Here is a 12,814-nt window from a genome sequence, read left to right as displayed (position 1 = left end):
TATCAACCTTTTACTGCTCCGGCTACTACACCTTCAATTATATACTTCTGACCAAAGAGATACAAGATAACAATAGGTAATATTGCTAAAACCAACATCGCCATCATCGCTCCCATATCAATGGATCCATACCCACCACGCAGATATTGTATCGCAATCGGTATGGTCTTATAGTCCGTCCCAAGAATTAAGTAGGGAAGCAGATAGTCATTCCATATCCACATCGTCTGCAATATTGTAATAGTAATTGCTGTCGGCTTAAGGATTGGCATAATGATTCTAAAAAACAACTGTACCGGGTTACATCCATCCATCATCGCAGCTTCTTCGATCTCTAACGGAATAGATTTGATAAATCCACTAAACATAAATACTGCTAAACCAGCTCCAAACCCCAAATAGACAAAAATAATGCCTAAAGGATTATCTAAATGAAGTATATTTGCTACTTTTGACATGGTAAACATCACCATCTGAAACGGTACAATCATTGCAAATACAAATAAATAATATAAGGCAGATGTTGCCTTATTATCCACGCGAACAATATACCATGCGGTCATTGAAGTAAATAAAATGATAACGGCAACTGAAGCAACCGTAATCCAAACCGACCATCCAAACGCTTGAAAAAAGCCTGTTTTGCCGACACCTTCGGTATAATTTAACAAGCCGACAAAAGTTTCTTTTGTTGGCAGACTAAAAGGATCATCTGCAATAAAAAAACGACCTTTTAAGGAGTTCATAGCAATCTCAAAAATCGGGAAAAGGAAGGCTCCCGATAAGAGGATAAAAAGCACAATCAATGGTTTTTCAAATTTGTTATATTTTCTCACTGTTTTCATTATTGTTGTACCTCCCGCTTACGACTGATACTTAACTGGGTTAATGCAATCGCTGCAACGATAATAAAGAAAATAACGGCTTTGGCCTGGCCTACACCTTCCCATCCTACACGACCATAAAATGTATTATAAATATTTAACGCCAGCATCTCTGTCTTTGCCGCCGGTGCGCCTCCTGTTAATGCCAAGTTTTGGTCAAATAGCTTAAATGAGTTCGTCAATGTAAGAAACAATGAAATGGTAAATGACGGCATAACCATAGGTATCGTGACATTTTTTAAGATTTGCCATTTTGAAGCGCCATCGATTTTAGCAGCTTCATTAAGTTCACCCGGAATATTTTGAATACCTGCAATGTAGATAACCATCATATATCCAATCATCTGCCAATTCATTAAAATAATCAGTCCCCAGAATCCATATTCCGGAGCAAAGGTCAACGTACGGTCAAACTTATACAGTATTCCATTTAAAATTAATTGCCATATATATCCAAGGACAATTCCTCCAATAAGGTTTGGCATAAAAAATACCGTTCTAAAGATATTGGTTCCTCGAATTCCCCGCGTCAATAACAACGCAATCGTAAATGCAAGTACATTAATAGAAATGACAGATACAATTGTAAATGCCCCAGTAAAGCCCATAGCTTGTACAAAAGTCGGGTCTTTAAACACTTTAATATAGTTATCAAGTCCTACCCATGTCGAATCCGTTACTGTTGTAAATTCAGTAAACGACAGATATATTCCCATTAAAAAAGGCACTACGAAGACAACAATAAACGCCAATAACGTGGGAAAAACAAAAATAAAAAAATATTTTTTTATTGCTTTTTGCATAAAATTCCTCCTTAGTTAGTGAAAGGGTAAGCGCAAGCTTACCCTCATGATTGTTATAGAAAACAGATCTAATTTATTGCGCTGTAGCCGCTTTTTCGTCTTTCCATCCTTCAACAAATGCTGTCTCAACTCCTGACCAGTCGCCTGTTCCTTGTGCATAATCAAGAAGTGAATAGCCTAAAATATCTTTGAATTGCTGTGAAGGGAATGCTGTAAAGTTCCATGAAACAGATGTTAATGATTCATCTGCCATATAGCGTAATACTTCTTTTGCTAATGGATCTGTTGGTGTCTCATCATCACCAAATGTATTAAATGGAGCGATAAAACCAAACTCATTTGTTACATAGCTTTTACCTTCATCGGATGAAAATAGCCATTCAACAAATGCAATTGATGCTTGTTGATCCGCTTCTGATGCTTGTGCATTAATACTAAAGAAGTTTTCTGTTCCGGTACAAAGCCCTTGACTTTCTTCGCCTTCAACACCTGTGTATATTGGCAAGAACTTCACGTCTTCTTCTGCAACAACATTACCATCAACGCCATTAATTTGTCCCCATCCCCAGTTACCGTTTTGAACCATGGCAACTTGACCAAGTGCAAATTCTGCCATCGAATCGTTAACTGTTTTTGAACTTAAAAGTGTTGGTTTAGTAATTGAGTTATTAATATACAAATCAAAAATATTTTTGTATTCTTGTCCATAAGTTAAATCGATTTCTGCCGCATCACCAATACCTTTTTCTTTGAATTCATAATAGATCGGTAAGTTAGCTAAGTGTGTTTGCCATCTCCAGTCTTCACCTGTTGAAAATGATGTTGATGCAAAAACACCTTGAATACCCAATTCATCTTTAATCGCTGTCATATCTTCAACAACCGCTTCAAGTGCTGCATAGTTATTGATTTCATCCATAGAAGTAAAGGATGTTGTTTTGCTTGCTGATGCAAAGTATTGATCCATGATAGCATCATTATAGATAATTCCATAGCCTTCAACAACATAAGGGATTCCATAGACTCCGCCGTCATCTCCTGATACAACTAAACTCTTATCCAACAGCCAACTGTATAAGTCTGTATCCGATAAATCTTTTGTATAACTCTTCCAAGCTTCATAGCCAACAGGTCCATTAATCTGGAATAATGTTGGGGCATCACTTTTTGCAATCTCAGAACGAAGCGTCTGCTCATAAGTTCCTGCTGCAGCTGTAACAACTTTTACGTCAACACCTGTTTTTTCTGTATACTCTTTTGCGATTTTTTGCCATACTTGTTCAATCTCTGGTTTAAAGTTTAAGAAATATACGGAACCTTCTTCACCACTTCCGTCAGCAGTTTCATTTGATTGATCTGAGGCATTTGCATCTGTTTGTGTTTCTGTATCAGTTGATGCATTGTCGCTTGAATCATTTGATGAATCTCCCGCTCCACTACATCCTACAAATAAAACCAAAACCATTGATAATGCTAAAACTTTGACCACCCAATTTTTCATGTGTTTTCTCTCCTTCTATCATTGATTGATTTCTTGTTAACGTTCTCGGCAACGTTATCAGTAACGTTACCGGAACCGTTAACAGTATAGTAGCATAATCTCCAAAAATATGCAATAGCCTTTTTATTTTCTTATACAATATTCTGATTCATATCTGATAATGTCTTAAGTAACCACATTTGATTATGTCCCAAAGGGAAAGGATGTCGTATAATAGAAACTCACTAAACGAACGAGGTTATATTATGCGAAAAATTGAACTTAACATGAAAGAACATCACAAATATGAAATTATCAAGAAACTTGTTGAAACTAACGGTAACAAACTCAATGCTTCCATCAAGATCGGCTGTTCCGTTCGCCATGTGAACCGAATGATTGCCGGCTACAAAGCAAACGGCAAAGGTTATTTCCAGCATGGTAACAAAGGGCGAAAGCCTAGCATCACACTTGATGACGAAACCCGTCAGAAGATTTTGGATCTCTACCGCAACAAGTACTATGATGCCAACTTCTCACATTTCCAAGAACTCTTGGCAAAGTACGAACATATTCAGGTTTCTGCCACAACCATCAACAACATTCTAAGTACCGAATTCATCCTATCACCCAAGGCCAACCGAAAAACCAAACGAAGGATGAAGGAAAGGCTCAAGGCTATGAAAAAAATGGCAAAAGCGAAAAAGGACATCAAAAGAATCGACACTGCCTTGGTCGACATCGATGATGCCCATCCCCGCCGTCCCCGCTGTTCCTTCTTTGGTGAAATGTTGCAGATGGACGCCTCCATCCACCAATGGTACGGTCAGACAAAGTCCCAACTTCACATCGCCATCGATGATGCTACTGGCTCTATTGTAGGCGCCTATTTCGACGAACAGGAGACACTTAACGGCTATTACAACGTATTCCATCAAATCCTATCCAATTATGGAATTCCCTATATGTTTTATACCGACCGACGCACTGTTTTTGAATACAAACAAAAAAGATCCGCTTCTATCGAAGCCGATACCTTCACTCAGTTCAGTTATGCTTGTCATCAGTTGGGAGTTGATATTAAGACCACCAGTATCCCCCAAGCCAAAGGTCGGGTTGAACGGTTGTTCCAGACTTTGCAATCACGCCTTCCAGTCGAACTTCGACTGAAAGGTGTGACAACGACTAAGCAAGCCAACGTATTCTTGAACTCCTACATAAAAGAATACAATGCTCAGTTCGCAATAGACTCCAAGCATATCAAAAGTGTCTTTGAAAAGCAACCCCCTCAGGAAAAAATTAACCTCATTCTTGCCGTGCTTTCTGACCGCAAAATCGATAATGGTCATTGCATCCGTTACAACAAGCATTATTACATGCCAACAGGTCGAGATGGTTTGCCTAAGCACTTTTATAAAGGTACTAAATCTCTAGTTATCCAAGCTTTCGATAACCAGCTCTATACTTCAATCAATGATGAAACCTATGCCCTAAGGCTCATTCCTGAACATGAATACTCTTCGATTAACTTTGACAGCCTATCAAAAATATCCGAGCCTAAGAAGCAAACCATTCCCCCTATCAACCATCCATGGCGCCAGGCTACATTTGCGAACTTTGCAAAACAGCAACGCCATCGGATTGACTTTGAGTCTGCCTGCTATACGCAGGAAGTACTGTCCAACTAGGACGACTCCGGTGCCTGCCTTACGGCGAGGATGGGGACGAAGCACCATAAAGAAAAAAGCCATGCACCTGACAGTGCTAATTATTAATTTTTTTTGGGACATTCTCAAAAACGGTTGACATAGCCTTTTTATTTTCTTATACAATATCCACATTCAACTTCCATATGTCTTCGTTATACTCTGCAATGGTTCGATCCGATGAGAAGAATCCGGCTTTTGCAATATTGACAAGGCACTTTTTCGTCCAGCGCTCTTGATCTTCATAGTCCTTAAACATTTGATCTTTTTGTGCAATATATGCTTCAAAATCAAGCAATGTCATAAAATAATCCTTGTTCAAAATCTCCTGATACAAGCGTGTCAAACTTTTTTTATCGCCATACTTAAATACGCTATCTGACTGAATGAAATCAAGCGCTTCCCGAATCACCCGACTACTGTCATATAGCGCTTTTGCGTTATACGTTCCCTGTCGATAGTGCGTAATGACTTGGTCAGACTTTTCTCCAAAGATATAAATATTGTCATCACCGACTAATTCATGAATTTCTACGTTGGCGCCATCCGATGTCCCCAGTGTCAACGCTCCATTTAGCATAAATTTCATATTACCTGTTCCCGAAGCTTCTTTTGAGGCTAAGGAAATCTGCTCGGATACATCACATGCAGGAATGAGCTTCTCTGCTTTACTTACATTATAGTTTTCAATCATGACAACCTGCATATGTTGATTGACCTGTGGATCTTTGGCGATGATTTCTTGAAGAACCAGCAGAAGATGAATAATATCTTGTGCAATTGTATATGCCGGAGCGGCCTTAGCTCCAAAGATAAATGTTAGTGGCGTCGTCGGATAGATTCCTCGTTTGATTTCTAGGTATTTGTGAATAATATAAAGCGCATTCATCTGTTGGCGCTTATACTCGTGCAGCCTTTTAATTTGAATATCAAAAATCGAGTCTGGATTTATGGATATATTTTCATATGTTTTCATATAGGTTACAAGGTTTTCTTTATTGTTACGCTTAATCTTTTGTAGTGTTTCTAGCGCTTTGGAGTCATCCGCAAATGCCAATAGTTTTTCAAGTTCCGTTGCTTCTTGTAAAAACCCATCCCCAATATATGCTTTTAAAAAGGAAGTAAGCTCCGGATTACAACCTAACAACCATCGTCTAAAAGTAATCCCATTCGTTTTGTTGTTAAACTTGTCTGGATAAAGCTTATAAAATTGTTGTAGCTCTGTCTGCTTTAAGATGTCTGTATGGATAGCTGCAACCCCATTCACTGAAAATCCATAATGAATCGCCATGTGTGCCATATGCACACGTCCATCTCGATCAATAATCTGCACATTCGATGCCGTATGTTGCTCTTGAATCCGTGTATTTAATGCTTTAATAATGGGCACAAGCTGTGGCACTACCTGTTCTATATACTCAAGAGGCCATTTTTCAAGTGCTTCTGCTAAAATAGTATGGTTGGTATATGCACACGTTTTTGTCACAATCTCGATAGCCTGCTCCATGTCAATCCCTTCCTTAACAAGCAAACGAATAAGTTCTGGAATGACCATCGTTGGGTGCGTATCATTGATTTGGATTATTGCATGTTCATGCAAGTGTAAAAGATCGTGGTGGTTTGCCTTCATCTCATCTAGTATTAGCTGTGCGCCGTTACTAACCATAAAGTATTGTTGATATATTCGCAACAAATGCCCATCTTTATCCGAATCATCTGGATACAAAAATAATGTCAAGTTCTTATCGATTTGTGTTTTATCAAATGTTATGCCTTCACTAACAATTGAAGGATCAACCGACTTTAAATCAAAAAGCCGTAATTTATTTTTGTTACCTTTATATCCAATAACATCAATTTCATATAATATAGATTCCACCTCTTGGTCTTTAAATGAAACTGTATATGATTTTTCTGTTTTGGTAAGCCAGCTATTTGGTGTTATCCACGTGTTTTTTTCTGGATATTGCTTAAGGTTTTTAAAGGTTTGTTTAAACAAACCATAGTGATAATTTAGCCCGATACCATCTCCTGGAAGATTTAATGTTGCTATTGAGTCTAAAAAACATGCTGCCAATCGACCGAGACCACCATTTCCAAGGGATGGCTCGGGTTCAATCTCTTCAAGTTCTGCTAAAGATCTGCCTTTTTTGTCCAGTAGCACTTGGAGTTCATCATAGATTCCCAGATTGATGAGATTATTTGACAGAAGCTTTCCAATTAAAAATTCTGAAGAAATATAATACACTTTTTTCTTTCCTCGAATCATCGGCTTCTCATCTGTATATTCTTTGGTAAGAAAGAGTACCGCTTCATACAACTGTTCGTTTGAGCACGTTTCGATTGATTCTGACGTTCCATATAACCGTTGAATTATTGATGATAACTGTTTTTCCATGGTTCTGTTTTCCTCCTAAATATTTACACTTGTTTTTTACGTCTTTTAAAAAACTATGGTTTAAATATTAAACTGCTTCGCTTTAATACCTAACCGATTATTACTTATCATATCTTAGGAAACCGTTTTCTGCAAGTAAAAAATTTTTTTCCCTATTTATGGAACTTTAGTTCCTTTGTTGACGTCAAAGATATCGAAGGCAACACAACAACACAAAAAAATCATTTAATTATTATATGAAAAGGAGTTTTTATTATGAAAAATACAAAAAAAAGATTATCCACTATGTTATCAATTGCTTTAGGTATTTCACTTTTGACCCCAACTTTTGCTATGGCAGCCACAGCTCCCATTAAAGCTGTTCCCATTAGCATAGCGATCGACGAAGCCACTGATACCATCACTTCTCAAGCAGATTTTATTGGTGCCAATGCAACGATTGTTGATATACTTGACAATCAAATTGTTGTGACTATCCAACACACTGATGACGACAACGTTCAAACTTATGTTTTAAATATTTCCGATGAAACTTATTTTGTCAATAACGAAACCGGAGCCGCTTCAAGTATTAATGACCTAAAAAAAGATGATAGTATCTATGTCTATCATTCAACAGCTACCACAAGAAGCTTACCTGCTCAAACAGCTGCATTTGTTATCTTGACCAATGTTAAAGAAAATGAAAGTATCGCTACTCTTATTGACGTTGCTCGTATTACTGAAAAAGACGATGCCATCAGCGCTTTAAATAAAAAAGGTGACTATATCATTCACTTTAATCAAGATACAAATGTGATGCCATACTTAACAAAAAATATATTACACTACTCAGATATTAAAGAAGGCGACCGAATTCTTGCTTGGTTTGACGTTGCAGCCCTAAGTTATCCAGCTCAAGCAGCCGCAGAAAAAGCTGTTGTTCTTCCAGTGGCTACAGCTCAAGACAAAGTCAGTGAACCTCGTGTTGAAAACTTGACCTTTGCAGAACTTATTCGTGCCGTTGTCATCCAAATCGAAGGTGAACAACCTATGATCATGGATACACACTATGCTATGCCATATATGGCTAAGGCAAACGAATTAGGTTTAATTACACAAGCACAATATGAAAACCAAGAGCTTTGGAATCAATCAGTTACTACCAATGAAATAAGTGCCGTGTTGTCTCTAGCTAATGAAAAAGAGTTCGCTATAGATTCTGATCAAATCAATGCATTGCTTATCAACCAACTTGTTGTCAACGGTAATGTATTATCCGATGTACAAACCGTCGTCCAAAACGGTGTTGTCATGGTTCCTGTACGCGCAGTTGCAGAAGCTTTGGGCTTTGAGTTAACTTGGGATGCACAGACAAGTTCTGCTACAATCTTCAATAGTGAAATCACCTCCACAGTTCAACTTGGGTACAATCACTACTTTACAAAAAGCATCTCCACATCAAGTATCCTTGATACAAAAGAACTTGGCGTTGCCCCAAGATTGGTTCATGGTACAACTTATGTCCCAGCAAATTATTTCAACCTACTCCTTGGCAGTTCAGAAGCTGTGAGCGTCAATGACCATGTATTAACCGTTGCAAAATAAGATACTCGAATAAAAAAGCCAATAGTCATACCTACTGGCTTTTTTATATTTCCCTATTCCACCCTTCATCTCCATGATAAATCATCTGCTTACTCATGCCTCCATCAACAATAAAATTCTGACCGGTAATAAATCCCGCTTTATCACTAATTAAGTATATAACCATGTTGGCAATATCTTGCGGTTGACCGATGCGTTCTACCAAATGTTGCGCCTTATCTGCATCACTCCACTGGCCTTGTTGTGTATCAATCCAGCCAGGACTTATGGCATTGACCCGAACCCGTCCTCGCAACGTTACGGCCATAGCATGTGTCAACGCTGTAATAGCCCCTTTAGCCGCTGTATAACTTTCCGTGTTGGATTGGGACATCAAGTACCGCGTTGATGATATATTGATTATACTGGCTTCTTCAGAAAAAAAATCCATCAACTGTTGGGTCAAATAAAAAGGAGCACTAGCACCTACACGAAGCACTTCATTAAAAGCTTCATAATCACAAGTTTCCAATCCCCCGCGACTATAGCAGGCATTATTAACAAGCACGTCAATATGCTCAAATTCCCCACGCAGCATTGCAACAAAAGCATCCAAATCTCCTTGGATACCAACATCTCCATGAAATATTTTCAACGCATCCAAAGGCACTTGTGTCCTCAGCGCTTCTATGGCTTTGAGGTTTGAATCTATGATTCCTACTCTATATCCTTCGTGAATCAAGGCTTTAACGATACTTTGTCCGATACCACTTGCCCCACCTGTGACGATTGCATTTTTCATCTGTCGCACCTACCTTTTTGAGTCCATTATAGCATATCTATTGGTGACAATGCTCTATGAATATTGAGGTAATTAGACTTGAATTTTATATAGACCCGCTATGTATTTTTCTGCAGATGCTAGCAATAGTGTAATGCTTTCTAGGCCATTGGACGCAAGAAATACCAAGGTGTTACTCGCGTTTAACCCAGGCGCTTTTTCGTCTATTGCAACCATATCAATTCTTTTGTTCACGCCATCCACTTTAAACATTTGGTTATCGATTCGAACATAACCTTTGAATCGATAGAATCCGACACATATTTCCTCTAAAAATTCTTGTAGTTGCTCACGTGTTGGTGATTTCAAAAAAGACATAATCAACTGCTTGGGACGATTGTCTTGGGTGTTAATGGTCTCATCTTCATCTATCGGATAATAAAGATTTTTCACAGGATTCATGGGACACCTTCCATGGTCTGCAACCTCAATTATGCAATGCGGGTTCATGGCAACAAGGGCTTTTTTTATATCCATGATTTTCTTATCACTAATAAGATCCGCTTTATTAATGATAATATAATGACTATGTTTTATCTGGCGTTCTACATTCGCCAGTTTTTCTAGTTCCTCAAAAAAATACAGACCATCCACAAGACATATGGAGCCCCTATATACATACGATACATCCTGTACTTTTTTTTCTAGAATTTTTAGGACACTTTCCATGTTTGAAGGATCGGATAACCCGGAGCTTTCAATATAAATATCATCCAAATCCATTTGTACTAGTTGTATTAACCCTTCTATAAAGCGGTCCTTAAGACACGCACAAAAAATCGATCCATTGGTCAATTCCAACACATCAATTCCATGGCTCTCCATAGCGATTGTATCCATACTCACCTTGCCAAACTCATTGATCAAAACTCCCGTTTTTCTAGTGCAATTCGCTAATTGTCTGTTTAAAAACGTTGTTTTTCCAGCCCCCAAAAATCCTGTGATTAAATATATATTGGTCATGAATTCACTCCATTTCAAAAATCATGCGTTCCATATATGCCGTATTAAACCTATAATTACTCGATAGTTCTAAGTACTGACATGCCTTAGCAATTTCAACAATTTTTTCTTTCCCCCGGCGTTCTAAAAGACAACGTATCGCTCCGCCTAAAGATGCATTTCCAATCACGTTTACCTTAGACTCTAAAGCTTTTGGAATCAGGCCTATCGTAATTGCATGTTTAATATTTAGATGACTGCCAAATCCTCCAGCGATGTATACCGTATCAATATCCTCCACCTGGATTCCGGCTTCACCTATGAGCACGTCAACGCCTGCACATATGGCGCTTTTAGCCAGTTGAAGCTGTCTTATATCTTCTGGATAAAATCCGATATGTTCAAAAATCATCTCCGGTGATTCCATATATCCCATCGCATTCACTTTTTTATCTTCAAGTAATAACGCAACCCCATCGACTAAGGCCGACCCATTAATTCCAATTGCTTTTTCTCCACCTAAGGTCACAATTCCATAGCCTTCTTCTTGCCTATGGATTTCACAAATTGCTCCATCCACAGATCCCATACCACACTTGATATTTGCGCCTTCAAAAGCCGGTCCGGCAGCCGTCGCTGCTGAAACCAATCCGTTTTCTGTTTTGATTGCCATTTCACCATTGGTCCCTATGTCAATAAAAAGATTATTGCCTGGTGTCTGATCAAATTGCGTCATATACATCCCCGAGACAATATCGCCTCCCACATAGGCCGATACCCATGGAATGACAACAATATCAAATATATAAGGTATATCCAATACATCCTGAGATGAGCAGACAATCGGTGGCGGACAAACGGTTTCAAAAGGCGCTATCGCCAATTTTTCCGGTACGATATCAAGAAGCAGATATATCATTGTCGTATTACCGGAGATAACCATTTCTTCAATTTCAACCAGGGTCTTTGCACCTAGCTGTTGTGCATGGTCTTCCAATAATACTTTTGTTAACTCCCATAACTTATTACGAATGCTCGTACCTAGATCATGTTCCTTATGTTCATTAACATAATGAATACGGCTAATCACATCTGCTCCATAGGCTTTTTGTGGATTGAGTACCTTTTTAGTTGCGATAGTTTCTTTTGAAACTAAGTCAATAAGACTGACCACTATTGTTGTTGTCCCAATATCTATTGCCACGCCAAAGTGGGGTGTTCTCTCATCTTTTGGATATTTAGGTTCTGTGATTTTATAAGGTGTATACTCTGCTTCAATATGTGTTTTTTGGGGAGTATTCATCTCTTCCTTTGCCCCCATTTCATTGGACAACATTACTAAATCCCTGTCCAATTCATGATAGCATGCCAATATAAACCCTTCTTCAACCAGATGCTCTCCTAAAAATGCCCGCTCTGCATCTTCTATGCAAAATTCATGTTCTTCTACTTGTATTTTACATTTACCGCAAACCTTTTTCCCACCACAAGGTGCATCAACAAAACGATGGTTTTGCCTTAAGACGTCTAAAATATTTTCTCCTTTTTTGCCTTGTATGATTTGTAACACTTGTAAGGAATCTGGATTTTTAATTGTTATTGTATGTTTTTTGTTACTACATGGGGTCTGGCAGTGACTACAATCATGGTCAATGCCAAATGCACACTCGTAGTCCACAAGCTCATAATAATACACCGTTGACTTTGTCGGATTAAGCATGCATCCTTGTGTAATGGACATCTGTAAATCACAGCTTTTTTGCAACCTTTCAAAAATATAGCGTTGCTCTTGCATCGGTACGTTTAATTGTCCCGGTTCATAACGCATACTCAAATGTTTTCCTTTTGGAACCATCGTTTTAACGGTTTCATACAATTGATTGCTGGCTTCATACAGCATCATATCAAACAAGCTATTAAGTAGCATCCCCTCCAAGTACATGTAATGGTCAAAGGCTTCTCTTATCCATCGGTCACAATCTGGTCCCAACGTTACTAAGCATTCTATGCGGTTTTGTTCCTTATATACCTCCACATACCCTTTGGGTGTGATTTTATCTAGATATTGTTCAACAAGTTCATCAAACAATTGACTATATGAAGCATATGATGGATTATCTTTATAACACTCCACCATTGTTAAGACTGCCTCTTTATCAAACCTTCTCTTTAATTTAATGTATTCACCCATGTG

Annotated in this window: 9 protein-coding genes; 2 read left to right on the top strand and 7 right to left on the bottom strand. The window is 38.3% G+C overall.

What is annotated here, in order from left to right; translation table 11 throughout:
• Positions 1–2: 2 nt before the first annotated feature.
• The 3 genes from QBE53_00495 to QBE53_00485 all read right to left on the bottom strand — a co-directional run bounded on the left by QBE53_00495 (position 3) and on the right by QBE53_00485 (position 3,188).
• A complete protein-coding gene (locus QBE53_00495; protein WZL81620.1) occupies positions 3–845 on the bottom strand; it encodes a carbohydrate ABC transporter permease in 843 nt (280 codons plus the stop codon).
• Positions 845–1,687, bottom strand: a complete 843-nt coding sequence (locus tag QBE53_00490; protein WZL81619.1) for a sugar ABC transporter permease — start codon at positions 1,685–1,687, stop codon at positions 845–847. The genes QBE53_00495 and QBE53_00490 overlap by 1 nt, the downstream gene beginning before the upstream one ends.
• A gap of 73 nt (positions 1,688–1,760) precedes the next feature.
• Positions 1,761–3,188 (bottom strand): ABC transporter substrate-binding protein, encoded by a 1,428-nt coding sequence (locus QBE53_00485; GenBank protein ID WZL81618.1) that lies wholly within the window; start codon positions 3,186–3,188, stop codon positions 1,761–1,763.
• Between the two features lie 245 nt (positions 3,189–3,433).
• On the opposite strand from QBE53_00485, the gene QBE53_00480 reads away from it, so the two are divergent.
• Positions 3,434–4,855, top strand: a complete 1,422-nt coding sequence (locus tag QBE53_00480) for an ISNCY family transposase (GenBank protein ID WZL81617.1) — start codon at positions 3,434–3,436, stop codon at positions 4,853–4,855.
• A gap of 136 nt (positions 4,856–4,991) precedes the next feature.
• On the opposite strand, the gene QBE53_00475 is transcribed toward QBE53_00480, so the two are convergent.
• Positions 4,992–7,271, bottom strand: a complete 2,280-nt coding sequence (locus tag QBE53_00475) for a glycogen/starch/alpha-glucan phosphorylase (GenBank protein WZL81616.1) — start codon at positions 7,269–7,271, stop codon at positions 4,992–4,994.
• A 255-nt stretch (positions 7,272–7,526) separates the two neighbouring features.
• Here QBE53_00475 and QBE53_00470 point away from each other — a divergent pair, with 255 nt between their 5' ends.
• Positions 7,527–8,858, top strand: coding sequence for a copper amine oxidase N-terminal domain-containing protein (locus QBE53_00470; GenBank protein WZL81615.1), 1,332 nt, complete (start codon positions 7,527–7,529; stop codon positions 8,856–8,858).
• Positions 8,859–8,901: 43 nt separating this feature from the next.
• Here QBE53_00470 and QBE53_00465 read toward each other — a convergent pair whose 3' ends face one another.
• The 3 genes from QBE53_00465 to QBE53_00455 form a co-directional block, all read right to left on the bottom strand.
• Positions 8,902–9,648 (bottom strand): SDR family oxidoreductase, encoded by a 747-nt coding sequence (locus tag QBE53_00465; GenBank protein ID WZL81614.1) that lies wholly within the window; start codon positions 9,646–9,648, stop codon positions 8,902–8,904.
• Between the two features lie 63 nt (positions 9,649–9,711).
• A complete protein-coding gene (locus tag QBE53_00460) occupies positions 9,712–10,641 on the bottom strand; it encodes a GTP-binding protein (GenBank protein ID WZL81613.1) in 930 nt (309 codons plus the stop codon).
• Positions 10,642–10,645: 4 nt separating this feature from the next.
• A complete protein-coding gene (locus QBE53_00455) occupies positions 10,646–12,811 on the bottom strand; it encodes an ASKHA domain-containing protein (protein ID WZL81612.1) in 2,166 nt (721 codons plus the stop codon).
• Positions 12,812–12,814: the final 3 nt, after the last annotated feature.

The sequence above is a fragment of the Vallitaleaceae bacterium 9-2 genome, from assembly GCA_038396585.1.
Lineage (GTDB): Bacteria > Bacillota > Clostridia > Lachnospirales > Vallitaleaceae > UBA1351.
This window is presented reverse-complemented; position numbering and strand designations above follow the sequence as displayed.